Consider the following 24514-nt stretch of genomic DNA (forward strand, 5'->3'; position numbering starts at 1 on the left):
TTTTTTATAAAATAAAAACCCCTGAAAACCAGTGTTTCCAAGGGCATATAAAATAATACAATTATCTTTTTGAGAATTGTGGGCTTCTTCTTGCTTTCTTTTTCCCGTATTTTTTTCTTTCAACCATTCTTGAATCTCTTGTTAAGAATCCTGCTTCTTTTAAAGCTCCTCTTAATTCAGCATCAGCTACTAATAAAGCTCTTGAAACACCATGTCTAATTGCTCCTGCTTGTCCAGTGTTTCCTCCACCAATTACATTAACTTTTACTCCGTATTTGTTTAAAGTTTCTGTTAATTCCAATGGTTGTTCTACTATTTTAGCCAAGATTTCTCTTCCACCAAAATATTCTCTCATATCTTTTCCATTTATTGTTACTCCAGTTTCACCTGGTACTAATCTTACTCTTGCTACTGAAGTTTTTCTTCTTCCAGTTCCTAAATATTGAATTTTTTCTGCCACGAAAATTTACCTCCTATAACTCTATTCTTTCTGGTTTTTGTGCTGTATGCGTATGTTCTGTTCCTGTGAATAATCTCAATCTGTTAATCATTTGGCTTCCTAATTTGTTTTTAGGTAACATTCTTTCTACAGCTTTTCTGATTACTTCAGTAGGTTGTTTTTGTAACATTTCTTCTAAATTTCTTACTTTCAATCCACCTGGATATCCACTATGTCTGTAATATTTTTTGTCTAATAATTTGTTCCCTGTTACAGCAATTTTATCAGCGTTCAATACGATAACAAAATCTCCTCCATCAACGTGTGGTGTGTAACTTGGTTTATGTTTACCCATTAATCTAACTGCGATTTCAGTAGCTAGTTTTCCAAGTACTTTTCCTTCTGCGTCTATCTCATACCAGTTTCTTACAACTTCTTCTTTTTTTTGCATTACAGTGTATTTACTCACTTTGTTTCCTCCTGTTTTTATTCTCTATTTTATAGAATAACGGTCCTTTGTGGGAAAGGCTCATATTAGTTAATTATATATTATTTCCTTTTACTTGTCAAGTGAATTTCCTTGATATTTTTCCATTTGAAGAAATTTAAAAGATTTTATTCATAAAAAATACCATTTTTACTTTTAATCCTTGTAAAATTCAATAGATATGTTCGACAACCTAAATTTTTTATTTATACAAGGGGTCAAGACCCCTTGCTTCAGAATATTTGTTTTATTAAATTCTAAATACATATTACTGTCAGACAGATTTTGCATATTTATAGTAAAACTGACTTAAAACCAAACTCAAAAGCTACGACTATTTTACCCAAACCCTAAATTTATATGATTTTTAATAGTTCTATTTTAAATGGGTTCGAGTTATTTCAAAATTTTATAAAAATATTCATTCAAATTTTCCCAATTATGTTTTTCATCGGTTATTTTATTGATATTTTCTTCCATTATTTCAAAGTTTTTTTCAATATATTCATTAAGAATTTCTATTTTTTCTGAATAATCCATTTCCAGCATTTGAATCTTTTTTTCCAATAGTTTTTCTATTTCCATTTTTACTTTTTCATCATTTTTCAGTTCTTCATTTAAAAGTTTTGAAAATTCCATTGGTGGATAAATCTTTTTATCAAGTATCCATTTTGTAGCAAGTAGCGAACGTAAAACATAAAAATATTTTTTTATTCTTACTTTATCTCCTTTTAAATATTCACGATAGTTCGTTTTTGCCATATTCAAGTAATGATACAAATTTTTTTTAGGCGAAAAATAGTGTGGCAATAATTTTTTTAATTCTTCAAATTCTTTCGTTTTTTTATATACAATTGGAGAATTACACCATTCAAGCAAAGCGGGATTTGTTTTATACAGTAATTTTAACGCCTTTTTTATATCCCAACCACTAATGTCCAGTGTTTCATCAAGCTGCCATTCTATTACATCCCGAATTTCATTTAGTTTCAAATATTCCTTAGTTTCCCTCACATAAATAAATCTCACATCATAATCGCTATCTGGCGAAGCAAATCCCCAAGCACGACTTCCAGATTCCACAGCAAGAATAATTTTTACATTTTCTATTTTTTCAATTTCTTCTAATTTTTGTTTTATAATTTTATTCATTTAATCCCTTCTTTCAAAATTAAAATTTATTGTCAAATATATTTAAATTATACCACAAAAAATAAAATTCTAAATAAAAAAACAGAGGGTAACATTTTTTCAAATATATTTGAAGTGTAATGTAAATTGATTATTTTAATTTATAGAGGTATCCTTATTATAGAAAGGTGAATATTATGTTAAACTATAGGGAAACTGAAATATTAAATAACCTTATTAAAGGGAAAAAATATAATTTTAAATTAATATCTGAGAAATATGGAGTTTCAGACAGGGCGGCCAGATATTATATTAATAACATCGACAGCATTTTGCGGTTACTTGACTACAAAATTACTAAAAAGGCTAAAAATAGCATTTCTCTTGACACTAATCAGGATTTTAAAAATTTATTTGAGATTTTGGAAAAAATTCATAAATTATCTATAGAAGACAGGATAGATATTTTAAAGTTAATATTATTTTTTGACGAAAAAGGACTTAATATTACAAAGATATGTGAAGAACTTGAGATTTCTAGAACAACAATAAAAAAAGATTTGAAACTGATATCAGAAGAATTTAAAATGCAAGGAATCGAGCTAGTTTATAAAAATGCTAATGGTTATCGCCTTAATGGTAATTTTCGAGAAATTCTCATAAAAAAAATTGAACTTCTAGAGAAAATATTTGGCTCCCTTAATGATAAAAATTCTTCAAAAGTAGTAAAGGCACAGGTTTATCGTTATTTCTTCAAATATATCAAACAAAAAAATATTGAAAATACAAAAAAATTTATTGTAGAAATTGAAAAAGTGATGTTTTTAAATATAAATGAGGAAAGCTATAATAAAATATTTTCTTATGTGTTAATTTTATTAAATTTCGAGAAAATTTATGAAAACAGCAATGATTTGACTGCAAAGAAATTTTTAATTAATACGGAAGAATACAAAAAAATTGAAAAAATTTTAAAAAATATTTTGAATAAAAATGAAATAAAGACTGAGATATTGATTGAAATAACAGATTTAATAATGGGGATAAATATAAACAGTTTAAAAAATAATTCGTTTGAAGACTGGATAAACGAGGAACTGATTATAAAAAAAATGATTTCCAAAGTGAGCAAAATTGTAAAAACTGACTTGACACGTGATGAAATACTATATAACGGACTTTTATACCATATAAAGCCTGCTATGTACAGAATAAAAAATAATATTCAAATTACAAATTCGGTTTTTCAGGAATTAATTTTAGAAAAAGATCCTATTTTGGATGTAGTAAATAAAGCTATAGAGGAAATTGAAGGGCTTTTTGAAGTAAAGTTTCCAGAAGATGAAATTGCTCTTATGGGCTTTCATATAAAGGCTTCCATCGAAAGAAACACTTCTGAAAAAACTAAAAAGGTTATATTAATTTGTGGACTGGGTTATGGCAGTTCAAAGGTGCTTGAACAAAGTTTAAAGGAAAATTATGATTTGGATATTGTAGATGTTCTGCCATACTATTTAATAAAAACTTCAATGCCAAATTATGCAAATATTGATTTAATTTTATCTACTATCGATTTAGAAGAAAACTATGATATTCCTGTTATAAAAATAAATCCATTGCTTAAAGAGCAAGATTTTATCCTCTTATCAAAATATGGAATAAGAAAAAATATAACAAAAATTTCTTTAAAGCAAATAATGGACATAATAAAAAATAATACAACCATAACAGATGAATATAAACTTATAAATGATTTGAAAGATAAACTTGAAAATAAAATTATTGATGACTTATCTGAAGCAGGAATTATTTTAAAGAAAATGCTTAATAAAAACAACATTCAATTTGTCAACGAAGTTAGTGATTGGAAAGAAGCAATAACTAAAGCTGGAAATATACTTCAAAAAAACGGATTTATCAAGCAAGATTATATAGAAGAAATGATAAACATGATTGAAAAACATGGAGCTTATATCATTATTGAGGAAGGAATGGCAATTCCACACGCATCAATTTCAAAAAATGTATTAAAAACGGGGATTTCATTATTAATTGTAAAAGAAAAAGTTCTATTTCCAAATGGAAAAGGCGCAAACATATTTTTAAGTTTTGCAACTACCAGCAAAACAGAGCATCTAGGAATTTTAAATGACTTATTTGAATTAATTACAAAATATAACTTTATTGAAAAAATCTCAAAAATAACTGAATATGAAGAATTAGAAGAATATTTCAGAAAGGAACTCGTATGTTAGAAAAAATACTTGATGGTAATATACAAATAATAGATTCAGTAATTGACTGGAAAGATAGTATCAAAATTGCAGGAAAACCTCTATTAGAAAAAAATATAATAACGGAAAATTATATCAACGCTATGATAGAAAGCATCGAAAAACTAGGTTTTTATGTTATTTTAAGAGACAATTTGGCAATGCCGCATGCAAGACCCGAAGACGGTACATTGGGAACTGGAGTAAGCCTTTTAAAACTAAATAATCCAGTATATTATGGCAATTCTAAAGTACAGCTGGTATTTGTGCTGGCAACTAAAGATGCTGATAGTCATATGGAAACTCTTATGCAGTTAATGGAATTGTTTCAAGATGATGAAAGTATTGAAAAATTAATAGTTTCAAAGGATTATGACGAAATATTAGAAATTATAAAAAAATATTGATTAAAAAAAAATAAAAATAAATTATAAACAAAATTAGGAGGAGATTATTATGAAAATAATGGCAGTTTGTGGATCAGGATTAGGAAGTAGCTTTATGGTGGAAATGAACATTAAAAAGGTTCTTAAAAAAATTGGTGTAGAAGCTGAAGTTGAACATTCTGACTTGGCATCAGCACTTCCAGGAGCAGCAGATGTATTTGTAATGGGAAAGGATATTGCAGAAAGTGCAACAGTTCCAGCTGATAAATTAATTGTTTTAGACAGCATTATTAGTATGCCTGAACTGGAAGAAAAATTAACAGATTATTTCAAAAAATAAAAATAAACTTGTTCGGAAACTATATGTATCTAGAATTTAATAAAACAAATATTATGAAGCAAGGGGTCTTGACCCCTTGTTAAAATAAAAAATAAGTTGTCAGACATATTTAATATATCAAAAAAATAAAATATAAAATTTAGGAGGGCAAAATGAAAGGCTTATTAACTCTTATTGTGGACATTTTAAAAGTTCCGTCAATTTTAGTTGGATTGATAGCTATGATTGGTTTACTAGTTCAGAAAAAACCAGCTACAGATATAGTAAAAGGTACAATTAAGACGATTTTAGGATTTTTAGTGCTAGGTGGAGGAGCAGGACTTGTTGTAAACTCGCTAGCGCCTATGGGAAGCATGTTTGAACAAGGATTTCATGTTCAAGGAATAGTGCCTAATAATGAAGCAATTGTTTCATTGGCATTAAAAGAATATGGAACAATAACAGCGTTAATAATGGCGCTTGGAATGTTCTGGAACATATTTATCGCAAGATTTACGAAATTAAAATATATTTTCCTGACAGGACACCATACTTTGTATATGGCATGTATGATTGGAATAATATTAAAAGTTGGAGGATTTAGCGGGCCTTTATTAGTAATCATTGGTTCATTGACATTAGGACTTGTAATGGCAATATTTCCTGCACTGGCACAACCTTATGTTAGAAAAATTACTGGAAGCGATGATGTTGGATTTGGGCATTTCAGCACAATAGGGTATGTTTTATCTGGATTTGTCGGATCTTTAGTTGGAAAAGGTTCAAAATCAACTGAAGAAATGAAATTGCCTAAAAATTTAAGTTTTTTAAGAGACAGCTCTATTTCAATTTCATTAACTATGATGATAATTTACTTAATTTTGGCATTAGTTGCGGGAAAAGAATATGTTGAAAAGGAATTAAGCAGCGGAGATAACTTCTTAGTATTTGCAATTATTCAGGCTATAACATTTGCAGCGGGAGTTTATATTATTTTATCAGGTGTTAGACTTGTTCTTGCTGAAATAGTTCCAGCCTTTGTAGGATTTTCTGAAAAGCTTGTACCAAATGCAAAACCTGCGTTAGATTGCCCAATCGTATTCCCTTATGCGCCAAATGCTGTATTAATTGGCTTTTTATGCAGCTTTTTAGGAGGAATTGTTGGATTATTTATGCTTGGTATGTTAAAATGGACTCTTATCTTGCCAGGAGTAGTTCCTCATTTCTTCTGTGGAGCGACAGCAGGTGTATTTGGAAACGCTACTGGTGGTAGAAGAGGTGCTTCAGTTGGAGCCTTTGCAAATGGACTATTATTGACATTCTTGCCTGTAATTTTATTACCAGTGCTAGGAAATTTAGGATTTGCAAACACTACATTCTCTGATGCAGATTTTGTAACAGTTGGAATTGTGTTAGGTAATATGGCAAAACATATATCTCCAGTAGTAATTTCTGGAATAATCGTTGGAATAACTGCTATTTTAGTAGCCTTTGGATTTGTACCTTCAAAAAAATCAGAATAAATCATTGTTAAAACAGAAATAACAATTGACTATCATTTGGAAGGAGCCAAAAATGAATAGTGATTATAATGAAAAAGTGAAAGAAATGAAAAAATTAGCCGCCAATATTAGGATAAATACACTAAAATCCCTTACTAATCTAGGTTTTGGGCATTACGGCGGAAGTTTATCAATTGTTGAAATATTAGCAGTACTGTATGGTGGCATTATGAATGTTGATGCTAAAAATCCACATTGGGAAGGCAGAGATTATTTTGTGCTGTCAAAAGGGCATGCAGGCCCTGCACTCTACACAACTTTAGCTTTAAAAGGATTTTTCCCGCTTGAAGAAATTTACACATTAAATCAGAATGGAACAAATTTGCCAAGCCATCCAGATAGACTCAAAACAAAAGGAATTGACGCCACAACAGGCTCTCTGGGACAAGGAATCTCAATTGCCACAGGAATCGCAAAAGCCTTACAAATAGATAAAAAATCTAATAGGGTATTCTGTATTGTTGGAGATGGAGAAATAAATGAAGGACAGTGCTGGGAAGCATTTCAGTTTATTGCTCACCATAACTTAAATAATTTAACGGTGTTCCTCGATTACAACAAAAAACAGCTGGACGGTGCTTTGGATGAAATAATAAAGCCATTCTCTTTTGAGGAAAAAATGAAATCATTCGGCTTTGATGCTGTTACTGTAAAAGGAAATGATATTGAAAAAATGTATGATATTTTGAAAGTGCCTCGTAAAAACAATGAAAAACCACTATTTGTAATACTTGACACTATAAAAGGGCAAGGTGTCGAATACATTGAAAAAATGAAAAATTCTCATCATCTAAGATTGACTGATGAACTAAAGCGGGAAATCGAAAAGGCGATAAAGGATTTGGAAAGCGAGGTGGAATAAATGATAAAAATTTATACTGGAACTTCAAAAAAAGATGAAATAGAAATGAGAAAAGTTTATTCTTCCAAACTTTGTGAATTACTGGAAAAACATAATAAAGTTGTAGCTCTTGAAGCTGACTTAATGAATGCAATTACAACTGACAAGATACAGGATAAATACCCTGAAAGAGTTATAAACTGCGGTATAATGGAAGCAAATATGATAAGTGTTGCAGCTGGAATGTCCATCGCTGGAAAATATCCATTTGCACACACTTTTACGGCTTTTGCGAGTCGAAGATGCTTTGATCAGCTCTTTATGTCTGGAGCATATCAAAAAAATAACATAAAAGTAATTGCTTCTGACGCAGGAGTAACTGCCGCCCATAATGGAGGAACTCACATGTCCTTTGAAGATATGGGAATAATGAGAGGACTCGCTAATACAGTTGTACTAGAAGTAACAGATGCCACAATGTTTGAAAATATTCTCGAACAAGTTGCTACAAAAGATGGCTTCTACTGGATTAGAACAATCAGAAAAAATGCATCAACAATTTATGAAAAAGGTTCAACATTTGAAATTGGAAAAGGAAACTTATTAAGAGATGGTTCAGATATTACTTTAATAGCAAACGGAATTATGGTAGTAGAAGCCTTAAAAACAGCAGAAAAATTAAAAAACGAAGGAATAAATGCCGCTGTAATAGATATGTTCACTTTAAATCCAATAGACAAAGAGTTAATTGAAACGTATGCACAAAAAACAGGAAAAATAGTAACTTGTGAAAATCATAGCATTCATAACGGTTTAGGAAGTGCAGTTGCTGAAGTAATTGCTGAAACTGGAAATACAAAATTAAGAAGAATTGGAATAAAAGAAAGATTTGGACAAGTTGGAACATTAGACTTTCTGATGAATGAGTATGAATTAACTGCGGAGCATATTTACGGAGCTGCGATGGAATTACTGAAAGATTAAAATTCATTTTAATTAAAACCAAAATTTTTGAATTTGGTTTTAAAGACTATTACGATAAATTAAAAAATATACTCAATAAACTGAGAAATTGAGAAGTTTAAAGAGTATATTTTTATTTTATTATTTTCTTACAATAAAAAGTTTATCATTATTACTGTATTCTACCAAGAAAATATCATTAATATCCAAAACATTGTACTTTGCTAGTTCTTCCTTCAGCCATTCATCATTTTTTCCAATATGCTCTAAATTATCTTCTATTATTTTTCCTTCTGAAACTAATAAATTCGAATAATTTTCATCATTTTTCTGTATGACGATTAACTGTCCATTTGATTCCATGAATGCATCTTCAATATCTGATATTTTGAAAATGCCTTTCGTTCTTAGCTTTGTATAAAAATCAGGAATAGAAAGAGTTGCCTGAGCAAAATTTTCTGTTAGCATTTTTCCGCCTTTTATTAAGTATACAATTTGTCCATCTATCATTTTTTTTACATTCTTGTTTGAATTTTTTAGAAAATCTATTGTTGTCATTAACAGTCCCCATATTAACAGAACTATTAGAAACTGAACTATTGTTATGCTAGGATTGTAAATCACACCACCAATAATTCCCCCAAGAACATAGTTACCTATCTGATCTTCTGTTGAAGTTGGTGCTAGCTGGCTTCGTCCGTTTAAATTCATAAATACGACCAAGGCAATAAATCCGATTGTAAGTTTTATCGCTACAGGAATTATAAAATCCAAATTACATCATCTCACTTTCTCTATTATTTTTTACTTTTAAAAATAAGAAAATTCATTATTCTTTAAATGTCTTAATTTCATCTACGTAAGGTACTGTCATCTGTTCAACTAGAATATTATTGTCTACCCAGTGAATCTGATAGAATTTATCCCTTATTTTATAAACAGTGTGTTCTGTTATTTCAGGAGTATTTATAAAAATCTCATCTTCTCTTACTTTAAATTTTTCAGCTAATTTTTTAATAACACTTGCCGAATTTTTATAAACTTTTTCCTGATTATTTCTAGCCCTATAATTTTCAAAATGATACAAGCCAAACAGAAAAATAAACATTAGTCCAAGCATGCTAAGCTGCTTATCTCTTAAAGAAATGCTTCCCTTAAACCATTTCCAAAATGCAAATAATACAAATGCAATTACTAAAACAATCATAATAAGAAAAAATTTATCAGTTATAATTTTTTTGTTCTCTAAATAAATAAAATTATAAAATTCCATATTTTTAGTATTATCTCCTTTCTAAAATTTTAAAATGATAGCTATTATATCACTTTTTCCATACAAAATAAAGAGTTTTACAAAAAAATAATTTGAAATTCTAAATATACTTTAAAATTTTGTTCTTAAATATTCAAATTAATAATTTTTATTTTAAAGTTTATCAAAATGCTAATTTGAATACTTTAAAATTAGGTTTTTATTTTAAAAAATAAATTGGAAAAAAATAGCAAATTTGCTATAATATAAAAGGTAAAAAAAATTCGACAAAATGGAGAGAAAATTAAATTGAAACAGGAAATGAATTTTGATAAAAAAGGAAAAATGAATATTTTGGCACCAGCTGGAAATTATGAAAAACTGGTTGCAGCTGTGAAAGCTGGGGCTAATGAAGTGTTTTTTGGTCTAAAAGGATTTGGAGCGAGAAGAAATAATGAAAATCTGGCAATGCAGGAAGTGTTTGACGGGATTGACTATGCTCATTCACGTGGCGTTAAGACACTTATGACTTTAAATACTATTTTGAAGGACAGCGAAATTAACAGCATGTACAACAACATTAAGAGAGTTTATGAACATGGGATTGATGCTGTTATTGTACAGGATTTGGGATTTGTGAAGTTTTTGAAGGAAAATTTTCCAGATTTGAAAATTCATGGAAGTACTCAGATGACTGTAGCAAATCACATTGAAGCCAATAAATTAAAGGAACTAGGGCTTACCCGTGTCTGTCTTGCAAGAGAACTTTCCTTTGAAGAAATAAAAAGCATTCGTGAAAATACCGATATTGAACTGGAAATCTTTGTATCAGGTTCGCTTTGCATTTCTTATTCTGGAAATTGCTATATAAGCAGTTTTATTGGAGGAAGAAGTGGAAACCGTGGACTTTGTGCCTATTCTTGCCGTAAAAAGTTTACAGATGAAAATGGGGAAAGTGCTTATTTTTTAAGTCCTAATGATCAGTTATTGCAAGAAAAGGAAATAAATATGTTAAAAGACATTGGAATTGATGCAATAAAAGTTGAAGGGCGAAAAAAATCAAGTGAATATGTTTACGAAACTGTAAGCTATTATGACAATATTTTAAAAGGTACTCCACGTCCGACGGAAAGTTACAAACTTTTTAATCGTGGGTATTCAAAAGGATATTTTTATTTGGATAATAAGCTTATGAATTTCAAATATTCTTCAAATTTTGGATATTTTCTTGGAGCGAGAATTGGTGAATCGAATAATTTTAAAATTGATGATGAATTAATTTTAGGAGATGGAGTTCAATTTGTGGATGAAAATTTTGAGCAAATTGGCGGAGAATATGTAAATAAAATTCGGATTATTGAGGCTGGAAAAAGTGAAAATTCTGGAAGAAAAAATAAAAAGCAAAATAGTCAGAAAGAAGGAGAAAAAGTCCAAAAGGCTGATAGATTTGACATTGTTTCAATCGGAAAATTGCCAAAAGGGACAAAATATATTTACAAAAATTATTCTAAAGAAATTAATGACAGAATTATCCATAATATAAAAGTTTCTAAAAGATATGCAGCTGTTAATGCCGCATTATTGGCAAAAAAAAGCCAAGAAATTGAACTTACTCTGGAAATTGAAAATCTGAAAAATGAAATAATTTCTGTTACGAAAAAAGGGAATATTATTGAACAAGATGCAAAAAAATTGATTACAAAGGAACAAATCGCTGAAAAAATTGGGGAACTTGGAGATACGACATTTGAGCTTGGAAAAATTCAGATTGACTATGATGGAACTTCATTTATTCCGTTTAGTGAGCTGAAAAGTCTGAAAAGAGAATGTGTTTCGGAACTTTTGGAAAAACTGCTTGAATCTTACAAAAGAAAAGCTATTGAGCGAAAAACATACAATTTTGAAACAATTAATCTGGAAGATGGAAAAAATAAAAATAGTGAGAAACCTATTATTTCAGCACTTGTTTCAAATGATGAGCAGGAAAAAATTTGCCGTGAAATGGGAATAACAAAAATTTATCGAAAACAGTTTGATGTTGCAAAAGAAAAAAATTTGTCAAAAACAAGTAAAATAAAAATAGGTACAAATCTGGTTTCCAATCTTTATCAGGCGATTATGGGAGAAAAAACTGGAGTGACTGGACAAACGCTGGACTGGAATTTAAACGTTTTCAATAACCATACTATTGAAATGTTTTCGAGATTTAAAAATCTTGAAACAGTATTTTTATCGCCAGAATTAAATTATCGCCAGTTAAAAAACATAAAATCTGATAAGCTGAAAAAAGGACTTGTGATTTATGGCTACTTAAAAGGAATGTATATTGAGCATAGAATCTTTGACAAAGAATACAAGGAGCTGGAAGGTGAATTTTATGATAAGTACAAAATTATAAGAAATGAACTTGATAATATTGAACTTTATTTGGATAAGCCGATGAATCTGATACCGAAGCTGGATGATATTTATGAGTTGGATTTGGATGAACTTAGACTTGATTTTACTTTTGAAACTGGGGATGAAGTGAGAAAAATTATAAGAAGCGTTGATACAAAAAGTGGGAAATATACTCCGTATGCTTTTGAGCAGGGAGTTTTATAAATTTAAGAAGAATTGAAAATTGTAAAAAATTGGTTTGGAAGATAAATTTGAAATAATAAGGAGGAAACTTGGAAATTGAAAAAAATCAGAAATATCTGAAAAAATTGTATTTACTTTTGGGTGCATCAATTTTTATACACTACGGTTTAGTAATATTATTTAGTATTCTGATATTGATAAATATTTTTGTGACAGGCGAGTATAAAAAAATTTTTAAGGATAAGTCGCTTATAACAATTGGGATTGTTTTAGGTTTTTCAATTATAACATCTGTATTTTACAGGAATATTTTAGGATTGATTGCTGTGCCGATATTTTTGTGCCTTGTAGTTGGACGTTATTATACGTTAGTTGTTAATGTGGAATTTAAAAATAGAAATTTAGAATGGATGGCAAAATTTTCTGGAGTCTCATTTTTCATTGGACTTTGCGAGTTTTTGTTTACACACGACAGAGCGGGATATTTTGCGTATTTTAATCCAAATTATCTGGGAAGCATTATGATGATGTCGGCGATTATAAATTTATATTTTGCCTTTGAAAAAAAATCGAAAATAAATATTTTAATATTTTTTGTAAATATTCTGACAATTTTTCTAACTGGCTCAAGGTCATCATTAATCGCAGTAGTGCTTGGAATATTTGCCTTGTTTTTTTACTTTTTACGAAAAAGATACTTTGCAGGAGGAATTTTGCTGCTTTTGGGATATGCAATTGGAGTGATTTCAGGAGTTTTGCCGTTTTTGAGGGAAAATACGCTGGTGGAGTATTTTTGGCTAAGAGTGGAAATAATTGACATGGCATTCAGAATTTTCAAAAGAACGAATATTTTATACGGACATGGAAATTTTTATTATTATAAGTTTACAAATCACGTATATCCACATTCTCACAATGCTCTTGTGGAACTGCTTTTAAGCTATGGTCTAATTGGAACAATTGCCCTGCTTACAGTGTTTTTGCGGTATTTATACGATATTTTAAGAAATGATAGAAATAATGTTTTAAAAATTGCATTAATCGCTGGAATTGTAGTTCATAATTTTACCGATTTTGCGATATTTTGGATACAAACTGTGCTTTTATTTATTATGGCTCTATCTTATGAGGAAGAAAATGAACAGATACGTAGTTATGGTTTTAGAAAAATTGGAAAAATAACAAATAAAATTGAGAGGAATAAAAAATGAGAGATAACATATATGTAGGACTTGTACATTATCCTGTATATAACAAAAATAATGTAGTTGTGGCAACTTCTGTCACAAACTTTGATATACACGATATTTCCAGAACTTGCAGAACCTACGATATAAAAAAATATTTCATAATCACTCCAGTCGATGCCCAGAAGGAATTGACAAGCAGAATTATCGGCTACTGGACTGAAGGAAACGGAATAGAATTTAACAAAAATCGAAATGAAGCTTTTGAAAATACAGAACTTGAAGATTCTGTCCAAAGTGCAATAGAAACAATTGAAAAAATTGAAGGAAAAAAGCCAAAAATCATTACAACTTCGGCAAAAACTTTTCCAAATACTGTTAGATATGATGATTTAGGCAAGGAAATGGTTGAAGATGACTCGCCATACTTGATTTTATTTGGAACTGGATGGGGACTTACAAATGAAATTATGGATTTATCCTACAAAATTTTGGAGCCGATTCGAGGAAAGACTAAATATAATCATTTATGTGTCAGAAGCGCTGTCTCAATTATTTTGGACAGATTGCTCGGAGAAAATTAAATAAAAAAATATACAAAAATTAGAAAGGACACACTTATGGAGGAAAAAAATAAAAAAATAGTGGGAATTGTGGTAGTTAGCCATAGCAATAAACTTGCAGAAGAAATAATAAATTTTGTAAAAATTTTTAAGCAGACTGATTTTCCATTGGAAAATGGCGGAAATGCAAACAGGGAAGTATACGGAACAAATATTGAAAATGTGAAAAATGCAATAATTAGAGCAGATAACGGTGCAGGAGTCCTTGTATTTGTGGATATGGGAAGCTCTGTATTCAATGCGGTTAAGGCTATAAAGGAACTTGATGGAGAAGTTGAAGCAAAAATTGCAGATGCGCCTTTGGTAGAAGGTATTATTTCCGCTGTTGCAGCTAATTTTGATGGAATAGATTTGGACGAGTTAAAAATAATTGCTGAAGATAGTAAAAAATTTACAAAATTGAAAAAAAAGATTTAAGAAAGAGAGAAATTTAAATAAAAAATGGAAAATTTAATAAATATAGGAACAATCGTTGGAACACATCATTTACGTGGAAGCGTCAAAATTAATTCGATTTTTGAGAATATTGAAGTTATTGAAAATGAACGTGTTTTATTGGAAAAAAATGAGAAAAAGAAATTGCTTGTTGTGAAGAAAGTGAAAAGGCTGAATGAAAAAAAGGCAATTTTAGATTTTGAAGGTATTGAAAATATTGACGAGGCAAAAGAACTGAATGGCTTCAAAGTTAAAATTCGACGTGATTTACTGCCTGAAAGAAACGAAAACGAGTTTTACATAAAAGATTTATTTGGGATAGAAGTGTTTTCTGAAAATGAAAAAATTGGGGAAGTTGTAGACGTAATGGAAACCGCGGCTCACAATATTTTAATCATTGAAGATATTGAAACAAAAAAAGAAATAATGGTTCCATTAATTGATGAGTTTGTAACAAAAATCGACTTTCCAAACAACAGAATTGAAGTAAGCCTAATTGATGGAATGCGAGAATAATTAAAATTGTAAAGAAGGTAAAAATTAATGAAATTTAATGTACTTACGTTATTTCCTGAGCTATTTGAGCAGTATTTATCCCAAACTATTTTAAAACGAGCAATTGACAAGGATATTATTGACTTTAATATCGTAAACATCAGAGATTACGCCAGAAATAAACATAGCCAGATGGACGACATCCCTTTTGGTGGCGGCGCTGGAATGGTTCTAAAGCCAGAAGCCTACTGGAACTTCTTTTACGAAAACTACGAATTTTATAATAATGAAAATTCAGATTTAAAGAAGCCTTATGTAATTTTCTTATCTCCGCAAGGAAAACAGCTGACTCATAAAAAAGTTACAGAACTTTCAGAAAAAGAGGAAATCGTGCTTATTTCAGGACGTTATGAAGGACTTGACCAAAGGGTAATTGATAAATTTGTAGATGAGGAAATTTCGATTGGGGATTATGTGCTGAGCAGCGGGGACTTGCCGTGCCTTGTGATAATGGATTCTGTAATTCGTATAAAGGAAGGCGTGATAAAAAAGGAGTCTTTTGAAACTGACTCATTTTACAATGGGCTTTTAGGTTTTCCACAATACACAAGGCCCGTAGAAATAGATGGATATTCGGTTCCCGAAGTATTACGGAGTGGGAATCATGCTAAAATTGATGAATATAGACAGCTCCATTCGATCGAGAAAACTATGAAAAATAGAATGGATTTATTTGAGAAAAAATTGGCTGAAGATGAAGAATTTTTGAAACTATGTGAAAAATATAAATTGAAATTAAAATAAGAAGAGTGCTTTTTCTGGACTCCTTTTTATGTATTTTTTTCAACAGTAATGTTATTTTTGGTTTTATGTGGTACAATTAAAGTAATAATAAAATATTAATTAGGAGGAAAGTGCTATGTATTTAATTGATTTTTTTAAAAAATTATTTAAATCTAAAAATATTGGAATTATTATATGGCTTGTGTTTAATATCTTAATATTTATTTTTCCTTTTATTTCAATAAGTCCAAATTATCCGATATTAGGTTTACTTTGTGGAATAGCTGTATATGTTGGTACGATAGCTATTGTTTTATCTCCATTAGGTGAATGGTTTTTTAGACTAATAAATGGGTGCAAAAAAATAATTGATCCAAGGATTATTAATCGTTTAACTCCATTATTTAATGAAGTTTACGCGAGGGCTAAAATGAATGATCCAAATTTATCCCCCAATATTAAATTATATATGCTTAATGATCATTATCCTAATGCTTTTGCCTTAGGAAGAAATACAGTTTGCGTGACAAGAGGTCTACTCCATTTAGATGATGAAAAAATTAAGGGAATTTTCGCTCATGAATTTTCACATTTATCAAACAAGGATACAGATTTCCTTTTATTTATCTATATTGGAAATTTATTTATGACATGTGCTTTTATGATTGCTAGAGTAATGATTGGGATAATGAGCTTCATTTTAGGAGTGGCAACTAGTGATGACGATGATTTCGATATTATTAAAGGTCTTAGAGGTTTAATTTTTTCCTATATAGCTGATTTTTTTTATGTGATAGCTGTTGGATTGTATACAAAATTAGGACTCATCCTAGTACGTCACTCTATGAGAAAACAAGAATATGAAGCAGATAAATTCGCATATGATTTAGGTTATGGTGAACAGTTAAGAGATGCACTGACAGAATTACTAGATGTAAATGAAACTCCCAAAAATTTTGCTGCAAATCTAATGTCAACTCACCCAGATACATTTTCAAGAATTGATAAACTAAATATATATCTTTTTCAAAATAGTTATACTGAAAATATTAATTTTGACAAAAATACACCAACTCAAAAGCTTTCAAATGAATACGCACAAGCAACTTATACTGAAAATGTAAAAAAAAGAGAATCTTCAAATGAAAATTCAAACATTCTTTATAAAGTATTGCTATCTGTTTCTTGCATAATAATCGCATTCTTAACAGGTTATATGTTTTCTAAAATGAATAATAATACAATATCTATCAAACATACTACTCCTAAAAGTTCTCAAGAACAAACTATAGAACAAAATAATACAAAAGTAAATAGTAATGAAGTACAGCTAGAAAATAATAATCAAATAAATACAAATTCACAAGATATTTCTGACATTAATTTAGCAAGTAAAGATTTTTCAAACTTTAGTGAACAACCTTCACAAAATATGACTGATTTAGAAAATATAAGTTATTTAGCCTCAAATTTGCCGTCAGTAAATTTTTTAATAGAAAACTTTAATTCAGAAGAATTAGCTTTATTAAGAAACTCAATATATGCTAAATATAATCGTAGATTTCAAACGCCTAGATATTCCAGTTATTTTAGTAGAAAAACATGGTATAGAGGAGAATATGATGAAGTAAGCGAAAGAAATTTCTCGCAAGATGAATTTGATTTATTGAATAATATCCTAATAGCAGAAGGAAAACCAACTATCAGTAGATAAATCTATATATTTATTTTATACTCGAACCCATTTTAAATAGAAGAGGTTATTATAAGAATAAACTGCATCCAATATGTTAAAATAAAAGGTGCAGTTTATTTTTCAAAAAATTTTAATAAATTACTCTAAATCCAATTCCACTTCTTACATTCTTACCTTTAGTGTCATATCCAGTATTTACAGTAACTTCAATTCTTGTGTTATCCAATCCAATATTCAAGTCAAACTTACCATTTCCACGTATATCTTCTTTTTCTTTTTTCAAGTTATACTATTCAGCTATAAGCCAACTCCTACCTGATTTTCATCCTGAAGTTTTTCAATTTCGTTTTTGTAAGCCGCTGTTAGTCCAACAGAGGTTGGAATCATAAAATAACTCTTTACAATACCTAAAAGGTATGTTACTATAAGGTATATATAGGAGGTATATTATGGATAAAATAATTTTAGGAATTTTAATGTTACACAGAATGACCGCATATGAGCTTCGAAATGTAATCAGAAATAATTTTAAATCTATGTGTAGTGACAGTCTTGGGAGTATTCAGGCAGCTCTCAAAAAATTGCTTATGTTGGAAATGGTTACTTTTGAAGAGCTTGTTGAAAAAGGAGTAAATAAAAAAAGATACTCAATAACTGATATTGGACAAAAAACGTTAATAAAATGGATAAGGATTCCTATTGATATGTCAAAGACAAAAAATTTAGATATCGGAAAACTTCTTTTTATGGGATATGTTTCAGAAAATGAACAAAAGAATCTAATTGATAAAATCATTGATTCTTTAGAGGAGGAATATACGGCGCTAAAAAGATTAAGAGAATCAATACATATCGAAAAAGAAAGGGAAACACTTAAAAACTACCTGCTTATAGATATAGAATATCAAAAAAGAATTAAAAATTTAAATAAAGAAAACGATATATCTGAAAATATTAAAGAAATCAGTAAATTTACATTGACTACTTTAGATTATGGAATTGATATTACTGCTTTTAACATAGAATGGTTTAAAAAATTGAAGAAAAGAGTATAGAAAGAAAGGTGAGATGAGATGAATGATACAAGTAAGATTAAACGAAATATAATTATCTTTACGATTTTTAGTACTGCTTGTGGCTGGATAGGATATCTTGTTGATAAATTGTCTGGTCAAGCTCATTATGAAAATGTTGGAACAATGGCAGGAGAAGAGCCTTTTGGAATGCTTATCTGGTTAGCATCTCCATTAATTTGTACAATTCTTCTTCGTATTTTTGGAGGAGATGGTTGGAAAGGCTCAGGATTTTCTATTAATTTTAAAAATAATAAAAAGTTATATTTGATTAGCTTTTTGGTATACCCCACTGTAACTTTAATTGTTATATTACTGGGATTAATAACGAAAGGTGTCAAATTTTCTAATGTAAATATTGGAATTACGACTTATATTGGGATTTTGTTTGCACAGATTGCCATTCAATTTATAAAAAATATATTTGAAGAGTCAGTTTGGAGAGCCTATCTTACAAATCAATTGTTAAAATTAAAATTATCCGATTTGAAATTATACTTACTTATCGGATTTATCTGGTGGATTTGGCACTTGCCTTATATTATGATATTTCTGTCCGAAAGTGAAATACAAAACACTTTACCTGTTGGAAGACTGATTTTTTTCTTTATTGGAACAATAGTAGTAATATGCTGGACGGTAATGTATACGGAAATTTTTAGAGTTACTAAATCTATGTGGTCATTAGTTATTATGCATACTATGGAAGATGCAGTGATAAATCCGTTGCTTCTTTTAGGAATTGTATCTGTAGAAAAAAATCAGGCGTTTCTTTTTTCACTTTCAGTAGGTATAATTCCGACAATTCTTTATTTGATAGTGGGATTAGTTATCAGAAATTGGAGAAAAAGACAAGAGAAACAAAGTAAAAAAGAAAGTGTATAATTTTGTTATATTATTATCAGGATTTTTAGGTTCCCAAAGAAAATCAGTTATAATACCAAAATACTGGTCTCATAAGTATCAAATAGTTAAATAAAAACTTTACAAATAAAATATAATTTGAATTTTGAAGGGCTGCCTCATAAGGTAAATAAAATTACTAAATCATAAATTTTATATATTTTACTATATTTATAAAATCAATAAAAATAATATCTGTTGATTTTTAAAAATATATAATATTTATGTTAGTAAAATTATTTTTGACTTATGAGACACCCTCCATTTCGTCAAACTATCTTAATAGTTAAACACTAAATTAGAAATCACAATCATAAATATTATCAGTAAATATAACAAATTATTCTTCATAAAGTCAAGTATATTTTTCCTATCTTCAATACTCAGTTTAAAAACCGAAAGCACCTCTTTGTACTTTCCTCCCAACAATCTAATTATAAAAAATACTAATAAAAAGATAATCAAAAAGGCAGAAAATAAACCAATTAGAATTAGAAGTATATCAATTCTTAAAATTGCTAAAACTTGAGATGTTTTTGTTATTGCATTTATAAAAAAATGTATTAAAATAGAATATTTTATTGAATACTTGTATGCAACATAGGAAAAAATAATTCCTGTGAAAAACGCTGGAATAATCATATCTGTATTATAATGAGATAATGCGAAAAAAATTGAATTAATAATTATTGCTGTTTTAATTCCATATTTTTTCAAATTATTCATTATAACTCCACGAAATACAATTTCTTCTAATACTGGTGCCACAAAAACTGTCATTATTATATCTGTATATAAAGGTTCATATATTGCTACTACAGGTGTTCGTCCTTTATGACTGCTCATTAATACAATTAAAAAACTAAAAAAATTACCTATCCAAAAGGCTAATGCAAAATATACACTAAAGTCTTTTGCATTTAATTTTTCATTCGTTTTAAAATATTCATATTTTTTATAAGTTTTAACAAAATAATAAATTATTGGAAAACTAAGTATCCATCTGTGTATTCTAAACATGTATACATATTTAAATATCTGACTATCTATGATTGATATTTTGTTGTTTACAAAAATCATAAATATTAGATGAAGTATATAAATTATAAATAAAATTAAGAAACTATCTTTTTTTGTATTATCCTTAAAACTCATTATTTTTTGCCTCCAATTATTTTACATAATCTGCCAATGTCACTGTCAATTTTTTTATGTCTTTAATGAGGGAATTCCATTTTTTATTTTACTTATATCTCCTTGCCTTATTCAAATGAAACATGTAAATTCTTTTTGCATAATATTTTTATCTTAAAACAATATCTAAAAAAATTTTATTTTATTTATTAATTTTTAATAGTTTATATTCTTAATAAAATTAATTTAATATTTCAATATTTTTAACATCCATTAAAACAGCTGAATGATGATGTGCATTATTTGAATGGAATAATTCGCCTGTCATTTTAACTTTTTTACCGTATGCTTGATTTGATTTCAAATAATTAATTAGATTTTCATCAAGAACTAAATGTAATTCTGTTACTCCTGTCTCAACTATATTTTCAGAATCATCTGCAACAGCTGGAACTACTTTTATTGGCGAACTTAAAAATAAGAAATAAGGATAAATTGTTTTTCCATTTTCATTTTCTGCTCCATCTTCCACAAATATTTTTTTTATGTCAAAAGTTCCGATTAAAGTTTGGCTATTTGTATAATAATACGTTGATTTATTAAGACTTTCTGTTTTCTGTTTTTTCTTTTTCTCAATATTTGCATCAGAAACCATATCACTTTCTAGAATTAATTTCCATTCATTTCCTATTTTTTTGAAAACTAAATAAGACGGATAATCTTTCGTCCCTTTTTTAGTTGTAACTTCTTTTACAAATTCTGCTTTATATTGCGTATCTGAAATTTGCTGAATATCAATATCACCTTTAATCACTTGTCCATAAACAGGATTTTTTTCAAAAAACTTTTTTTGATCTTTAATATAGTAATCTCTTGTGACTGTTTGCTGATAATATTCAATTTTATCTGCAAGCATATTTTCCAAAACTGTAAAATCTCCATTACTTGAAGCCTTATTCCATAATTCAACCATTTCTTTTACTTCTTGCTCTGAAGTCTTTGCTTTTTGCGTAGAATTTTTTTCTGATTTTTTATCGTTATTACTTTGATTATTTAAACCACATGAAAAAGTTACCAATAATATTGATAATATAGCTAATTTTTTCATATATTAATTTCCTTTCAGATTATTTTTTTAATAATTTTTCTTCAAAAGTCCCACAACATCTCTAACTTCATTCATCTTCGCAGTTGCAATGCTTCTAGCCTTATTTGCACCTTCTCGCAAAATTCCATATATATAGTCCATATTATTTTCCAGTTCTTCACGTTTTTTCTGGAATGGAGAAAAATAATCCATGAATTTGTCAAACAATTCATTTTTAGCGTGTCCATATCCAAAGTTTCCAGCTCTGAATTTTTCCTTCAATGCTTCTACTTCTTTTTCTGTTGCAAAAAGAGCATATAATTTTGTAATGTTGTTGTCAGGATTTTTTGGTTCTTCTAAAGGCGTTGAATCTGTTACGATGCTCATTATCTGTTTTTTCAATGCTTTTTTTGAACCAAACATATTTATTACATTTCCATAGGACTTGCTCATTTTATCGCCATCTGTTCCTGGCACAGTCGCTACATTTTCAACAATTTTTTCCTTTGGTAATTTAAACACTTCCTTGCCGTAAGTTTCGTTAAATTTAGTTGCAATATCACGAGTCATTTCCACATGCTGCTTTTGATCCTTCCCAACAGGCACAATATCTGGTGAGTACATCAAAATATCTGCCGCCATAAGTATCGGATAAGTAAACAGCCCCACATTTGGCTTAATCCCTTTTGCAACTTTATCTTTGTATGAATGAGCTCTTTCCAGTAGTCCCATTGGAGAAATATTTGATAAAATCCAAGACAATTCAGCATGTTCAGGCACATCCGACTGCAAAAACAATGTTGACTTTTCAGGATCCAAACCTAAAGCCACATAATCCAAAATCACATTTATTGTATTAGATTTTAAATCTTCTCCTTTTGGCGAAGATGTTAAAGCGTGATAATTTGCTAAAAAGTAAAATCCTTCATATTCATCTTGCAATTCCACAAACTGTTTAATTGCTCCAAAATAATTTCCGATATGTAAAATTCCGCTGGGCTGTATTCCCGATAAACTTCTCATAAAAACCTCCATAATTTTATTGCTAAATAAATATTTATATTTTAAAAACATATTTATATTATATCATTAAAATTTTTTTTTGTAAAATATTGGAGAAGTCTAAAAAACAGAATAAACTAATGTTTATTTTTTTATCTCTAAAGATTCTCGTAGTAATTTATCACATTTTTCTCTTTTCTTCATCATTATTTCGTAACTTTCATTTTTTTCTGCCATTAATTCTTCCAGATTAATTTTTTCCTTTATTTTAAAAACATAATTTAAAATATCAAAATTACATTCATTCTCTAATACTATGTCATTAGAAACTGATCTTAAGACACCATTAACGTCTTCTTTTTTATTAAAGATTTCTAATAATTCCTTGAAGTTTTCTACTTTGATTTTTTCGTTTCCTTTTTCAAAAAAATCTTGAGTTTGAATAAAGAATACATGTCCTTTATTTTCTTTTTCTTCGTTAAATATTACTAATTGATTTTTTAGTATATTATTAAATGGCACAGTTATTATACATTGAATTTTATCTGATTTTACAATTTCTTCTTTTTCTTTTAAAGTTAATGAATCAATAGCACTTTTTTCCACTATGCCTTTCTTATTATTTTTTATTAAATCGTATATTAATTTTTTTGAAGTTATTTCTTTTGTTAAAATTATTGATATTTTTTCCTTATTTTTTAAATTTGCTATAGCAAATAAAATATTTGTAATAGTATCTATTTCATTTTTTTCTATTTCACAGCTATAAAATATATTTTCTTCAAAAAAATTGATATCGTATAAAATTTCATTGTTTCTTATTCCAAGAATTTCTGATAACAGCTGGACTATGTTATCATTATGTATTATTGACCAATTGATCATCTTGTCAATATAATTTTTTGCTATTTTTACACATTTTCCTCTGAAAATATCCAGTTTGAGATCTATTTCCATAGCTCCTGCATCTTCAATCAGCTCTTCCCTGTTTAAACGACTTTCTATAGCTTTATAAGTGTCTTCAAATATCTTTATTTTACTTGATAAATTTTTCATATTTTTTAGATAATTTTCTTTTAAATTGTACGTAAAACCTATATTATTTAAATATTCCAAAAACAGATAATTATTATCTTTCAAAACTTCTAATTCTTCGCAGACAACTTTACTTATTACAGTCATATATAAAAACAATGATGTTTTAAGTATACCTATTTTTTTTGAATTTTTTTCATTTTCGAGTTCCTCACACATAACTTTAAAAAATTTATTCTTCATCTATTATCACCTGATTATTCTCAATAACTCTTTCTTCAATATACTTTCTTTTTATCTTCAAATATTTCATTGTACTATATTCTTCATCTTCAAAACTTGTTATTATTTTAGCCATTTCATCCTGAACTTCTCTTTCAGGCATCTTCACACGCAGTTCTACTATATCCCCTTTATTTACAGCTCTGACAGTACCCATTGTCTTGTATTTTTTTTCAAAATACAATAATACTAATTCCGTTTTTAAAAGCCATTGAAGATATTTGGGGTTTATTTTTTCGTTTGGTCTTAAAATAAAATAAAGTGTTGACGGAAGGACTCTTTCATAATCCTTATCCACGTATACCACATCTATTTTGCTTCCTTTAGCTTGAAATAGGACATCATCCTTTTTTATGAAATACTTATCGGCTATTTTATTTTTTCCATTTTTATATCTGTCTGGAACTTCTGCATAATCAAAAGTTTCTATTTTTCCATTATTTACCATTGTTGGATTTAGTAAAAAATATCCTGTTTCAGAATCAGCTGTTTTTACATTTAATGGCGCTATTATATCTACATTATCTCCTAATTTCATGTTTA

General features: G+C 28.6%; 26 protein-coding genes. 15 read left to right on the forward strand and 11 right to left on the reverse strand.

Features of this window, described 5'->3' with window-relative positions; all coding sequences use genetic code 11:
* Positions 1-61: 61 nt before the first annotated feature.
* The 3 genes from rpsI to LEBU_RS04995 all read right to left on the reverse strand — a co-directional run bounded on the left by rpsI (position 62) and on the right by LEBU_RS04995 (position 2078).
* Complete coding sequence (gene rpsI / locus LEBU_RS04985; RefSeq protein WP_015769247.1) at positions 62-460, reverse strand: 30S ribosomal protein S9; 399 nt, start codon at positions 458-460, stop codon at positions 62-64.
* 13 nt (positions 461-473) lie between these two features.
* Positions 474-908, reverse strand: a complete 435-nt coding sequence (gene rplM / locus LEBU_RS04990; RefSeq protein ID WP_015769248.1) for a 50S ribosomal protein L13 — start codon at positions 906-908, stop codon at positions 474-476.
* A 414-nt stretch (positions 909-1322) separates the two neighbouring features.
* Positions 1323-2078 (reverse strand): nucleotidyltransferase domain-containing protein, encoded by a 756-nt coding sequence (locus LEBU_RS04995; protein ID WP_015769249.1) that lies wholly within the window; start codon positions 2076-2078, stop codon positions 1323-1325.
* 176 nt (positions 2079-2254) lie between these two features.
* Between LEBU_RS04995 and LEBU_RS05000 the strand changes: the two genes are divergently transcribed.
* The 6 genes from LEBU_RS05000 to LEBU_RS05025 all read left to right on the forward strand — a co-directional run bounded on the left by LEBU_RS05000 (position 2255) and on the right by LEBU_RS05025 (position 8422).
* A complete protein-coding gene (locus tag LEBU_RS05000; protein ID WP_015769250.1) occupies positions 2255-4312 on the forward strand; it encodes a BglG family transcription antiterminator in 2058 nt (685 codons plus the stop codon).
* On the forward strand, positions 4306-4737 hold the full coding sequence (locus LEBU_RS05005; protein WP_015769251.1) for a PTS sugar transporter subunit IIA: 432 nt from the start codon (positions 4306-4308) through the stop codon (positions 4735-4737). The genes LEBU_RS05000 and LEBU_RS05005 overlap by 7 nt, the downstream gene beginning before the upstream one ends.
* A 49-nt stretch (positions 4738-4786) precedes the next feature.
* Positions 4787-5056, forward strand: a complete 270-nt coding sequence (locus LEBU_RS05010) for a PTS sugar transporter subunit IIB (RefSeq protein WP_006803591.1) — start codon at positions 4787-4789, stop codon at positions 5054-5056.
* A 152-nt stretch (positions 5057-5208) separates the two neighbouring features.
* Entirely contained in the window at positions 5209-6558 is a 1350-nt protein-coding gene (locus LEBU_RS05015; protein ID WP_015769252.1) for a PTS ascorbate transporter subunit IIC, read from the forward strand.
* A 52-nt stretch (positions 6559-6610) separates the two neighbouring features.
* Positions 6611-7459, forward strand: a complete 849-nt coding sequence (locus LEBU_RS05020) for a transketolase (RefSeq protein ID WP_015769253.1) — start codon at positions 6611-6613, stop codon at positions 7457-7459.
* On the forward strand, positions 7460-8422 hold the full coding sequence (locus LEBU_RS05025) for a transketolase family protein (protein WP_015769254.1): 963 nt from the start codon (positions 7460-7462) through the stop codon (positions 8420-8422). It abuts the gene before it with no gap.
* A 120-nt stretch (positions 8423-8542) separates the two neighbouring features.
* On the opposite strand, the gene LEBU_RS05030 is transcribed toward LEBU_RS05025, so the two are convergent.
* Both LEBU_RS05030 and LEBU_RS05035 read right to left on the reverse strand, forming a co-directional pair.
* The gene (locus LEBU_RS05030) at positions 8543-9175 is read right to left on the reverse strand and encodes a DUF421 domain-containing protein (protein WP_015769255.1); all 633 of its coding nucleotides are present in this window, start codon (positions 9173-9175) and stop codon (positions 8543-8545) included.
* Positions 9176-9230: 55 nt separating this feature from the next.
* Positions 9231-9674: a DUF3290 family protein gene (locus LEBU_RS05035; RefSeq protein ID WP_015769256.1), complete on the reverse strand. Its 444-nt coding sequence runs from the start codon at positions 9672-9674 to the stop codon at positions 9231-9233.
* A 288-nt stretch (positions 9675-9962) separates the two neighbouring features.
* On the opposite strand from LEBU_RS05035, the gene LEBU_RS05040 reads away from it, so the two are divergent.
* From LEBU_RS05040 to LEBU_RS05070, 7 genes are all read left to right on the forward strand, one after another.
* Positions 9963-12257 (forward strand): peptidase U32 family protein, encoded by a 2295-nt coding sequence (locus LEBU_RS05040; protein WP_083767524.1) that lies wholly within the window; start codon positions 9963-9965, stop codon positions 12255-12257.
* A 68-nt stretch (positions 12258-12325) separates the two neighbouring features.
* A complete protein-coding gene (locus LEBU_RS05045; RefSeq protein WP_015769258.1) occupies positions 12326-13447 on the forward strand; it encodes an O-antigen ligase family protein in 1122 nt (373 codons plus the stop codon).
* Positions 13444-14007: an RNA methyltransferase gene (locus tag LEBU_RS05050; protein WP_015769259.1), complete on the forward strand. Its 564-nt coding sequence runs from the start codon at positions 13444-13446 to the stop codon at positions 14005-14007. Before LEBU_RS05045 ends, LEBU_RS05050 begins: the two co-directional genes overlap by 4 nt.
* A gap of 36 nt (positions 14008-14043) precedes the next feature.
* The gene (locus LEBU_RS05055; RefSeq protein ID WP_015769260.1) at positions 14044-14463 is read left to right on the forward strand and encodes a PTS-dependent dihydroxyacetone kinase phosphotransferase subunit DhaM; all 420 of its coding nucleotides are present in this window, start codon (positions 14044-14046) and stop codon (positions 14461-14463) included.
* 24 nt (positions 14464-14487) lie between these two features.
* Positions 14488-14997, forward strand: coding sequence for a ribosome maturation factor RimM (gene rimM, locus LEBU_RS05060; protein WP_015769261.1), 510 nt, complete (start codon positions 14488-14490; stop codon positions 14995-14997).
* Between the two features lie 27 nt (positions 14998-15024).
* Entirely contained in the window at positions 15025-15780 is a 756-nt protein-coding gene (trmD, locus tag LEBU_RS05065) for a tRNA (guanosine(37)-N1)-methyltransferase TrmD (RefSeq protein ID WP_015769262.1), read from the forward strand.
* 115 nt (positions 15781-15895) lie between these two features.
* Entirely contained in the window at positions 15896-17473 is a 1578-nt protein-coding gene (locus LEBU_RS05070; protein WP_015769263.1) for a M48 family metalloprotease, read from the forward strand.
* 112 nt (positions 17474-17585) lie between these two features.
* Here LEBU_RS05070 and LEBU_RS11870 read toward each other — a convergent pair whose 3' ends face one another.
* A complete protein-coding gene (locus LEBU_RS11870) occupies positions 17586-17738 on the reverse strand; it encodes a hypothetical protein (RefSeq protein ID WP_157859508.1) in 153 nt (50 codons plus the stop codon).
* Positions 17739-17904: 166 nt separating this feature from the next.
* Between LEBU_RS11870 and LEBU_RS05075 the strand changes: the two genes are divergently transcribed.
* Positions 17905-18510, forward strand: a complete 606-nt coding sequence (locus tag LEBU_RS05075) for a PadR family transcriptional regulator (protein ID WP_015769264.1) — start codon at positions 17905-17907, stop codon at positions 18508-18510.
* A gap of 18 nt (positions 18511-18528) precedes the next feature.
* Positions 18529-19413, forward strand: coding sequence for a CPBP family glutamic-type intramembrane protease (locus tag LEBU_RS05080; protein ID WP_015769265.1), 885 nt, complete (start codon positions 18529-18531; stop codon positions 19411-19413).
* Between the two features lie 297 nt (positions 19414-19710).
* Here LEBU_RS05080 and LEBU_RS05085 read toward each other — a convergent pair whose 3' ends face one another.
* The 5 genes from LEBU_RS05085 to LEBU_RS05105 all read right to left on the reverse strand — a co-directional run bounded on the left by LEBU_RS05085 (position 19711) and on the right by LEBU_RS05105 (position 24509).
* Positions 19711-20586, reverse strand: coding sequence for a CPBP family intramembrane glutamic endopeptidase (locus LEBU_RS05085; RefSeq protein WP_015769266.1), 876 nt, complete (start codon positions 20584-20586; stop codon positions 19711-19713).
* Positions 20587-20806: 220 nt separating this feature from the next.
* Positions 20807-21673, reverse strand: a complete 867-nt coding sequence (locus LEBU_RS05090; RefSeq protein ID WP_015769267.1) for a DUF4431 domain-containing protein — start codon at positions 21671-21673, stop codon at positions 20807-20809.
* Positions 21674-21700: 27 nt separating this feature from the next.
* Complete coding sequence (trpS, locus tag LEBU_RS05095; RefSeq protein ID WP_015769268.1) at positions 21701-22675, reverse strand: tryptophan--tRNA ligase; 975 nt, start codon at positions 22673-22675, stop codon at positions 21701-21703.
* Positions 22676-22798: 123 nt separating this feature from the next.
* Positions 22799-23932: an N-6 DNA methylase gene (locus LEBU_RS05100; protein ID WP_015769269.1), complete on the reverse strand. Its 1134-nt coding sequence runs from the start codon at positions 23930-23932 to the stop codon at positions 22799-22801.
* Positions 23922-24509, reverse strand: a complete 588-nt coding sequence (locus LEBU_RS05105) for a restriction endonuclease subunit S (protein ID WP_015769270.1) — start codon at positions 24507-24509, stop codon at positions 23922-23924. The genes LEBU_RS05100 and LEBU_RS05105 overlap by 11 nt, the downstream gene beginning before the upstream one ends.
* Positions 24510-24514: the final 5 nt, after the last annotated feature.

This window comes from Leptotrichia buccalis C-1013-b, from assembly GCF_000023905.1.
In the GTDB taxonomy this organism is placed as follows: domain Bacteria; phylum Fusobacteriota; class Fusobacteriia; order Fusobacteriales; family Leptotrichiaceae; genus Leptotrichia; species Leptotrichia buccalis.

Excerpts from the sequence above, each read along its gene's own strand:
- LEBU_RS05090 (WP_015769267.1), bottom strand. The coding sequence starts at position 21,673 with ATGAAAAAATTAGCTATATTATCAATATTATTGGTAACTTTTTCATGT.
- LEBU_RS05010 (WP_006803591.1), top strand. The coding sequence starts at position 4,787 with ATGAAAATAATGGCAGTTTGTGGATCAGGATTAGGAAGTAGCTTTATG.
- LEBU_RS05105 (WP_015769270.1), bottom strand. The coding sequence starts at position 24,509 with ATGAAATTAGGAGATAATGTAGATATAATAGCGCCATTAAATGTAAAA.
- LEBU_RS05005 (WP_015769251.1), top strand. The coding sequence starts at position 4,306 with ATGTTAGAAAAAATACTTGATGGTAATATACAAATAATAGATTCAGTA.
- LEBU_RS05000 (WP_015769250.1), top strand. The coding sequence starts at position 2,255 with ATGTTAAACTATAGGGAAACTGAAATATTAAATAACCTTATTAAAGGG.
- LEBU_RS05055 (WP_015769260.1), top strand. The coding sequence starts at position 14,044 with ATGGAGGAAAAAAATAAAAAAATAGTGGGAATTGTGGTAGTTAGCCAT.
- rimM (WP_015769261.1), top strand. The coding sequence starts at position 14,488 with ATGGAAAATTTAATAAATATAGGAACAATCGTTGGAACACATCATTTA.
- LEBU_RS05070 (WP_015769263.1), top strand. The coding sequence starts at position 15,896 with ATGTATTTAATTGATTTTTTTAAAAAATTATTTAAATCTAAAAATATT.
- trpS (WP_015769268.1), bottom strand. The coding sequence starts at position 22,675 with ATGAGAAGTTTATCGGGAATACAGCCCAGCGGAATTTTACATATCGGA.
- LEBU_RS05020 (WP_015769253.1), top strand. The coding sequence starts at position 6,611 with ATGAATAGTGATTATAATGAAAAAGTGAAAGAAATGAAAAAATTAGCC.
- LEBU_RS05100 (WP_015769269.1), bottom strand. The coding sequence starts at position 23,932 with ATGAAGAATAAATTTTTTAAAGTTATGTGTGAGGAACTCGAAAATGAA.
- trmD (WP_015769262.1), top strand. The coding sequence starts at position 15,025 with ATGAAATTTAATGTACTTACGTTATTTCCTGAGCTATTTGAGCAGTAT.
- LEBU_RS05015 (WP_015769252.1), top strand. The coding sequence starts at position 5,209 with ATGAAAGGCTTATTAACTCTTATTGTGGACATTTTAAAAGTTCCGTCA.
- LEBU_RS05080 (WP_015769265.1), top strand. The coding sequence starts at position 18,529 with ATGAATGATACAAGTAAGATTAAACGAAATATAATTATCTTTACGATT.
- LEBU_RS05050 (WP_015769259.1), top strand. The coding sequence starts at position 13,444 with ATGAGAGATAACATATATGTAGGACTTGTACATTATCCTGTATATAAC.
- LEBU_RS05075 (WP_015769264.1), top strand. The coding sequence starts at position 17,905 with ATGGATAAAATAATTTTAGGAATTTTAATGTTACACAGAATGACCGCA.
- LEBU_RS04995 (WP_015769249.1), bottom strand. The coding sequence starts at position 2,078 with ATGAATAAAATTATAAAACAAAAATTAGAAGAAATTGAAAAAATAGAA.
- LEBU_RS05035 (WP_015769256.1), bottom strand. The coding sequence starts at position 9,674 with ATGGAATTTTATAATTTTATTTATTTAGAGAACAAAAAAATTATAACT.
- LEBU_RS05025 (WP_015769254.1), top strand. The coding sequence starts at position 7,460 with ATGATAAAAATTTATACTGGAACTTCAAAAAAAGATGAAATAGAAATG.
- LEBU_RS05085 (WP_015769266.1), bottom strand. The coding sequence starts at position 20,586 with ATGAGTTTTAAGGATAATACAAAAAAAGATAGTTTCTTAATTTTATTT.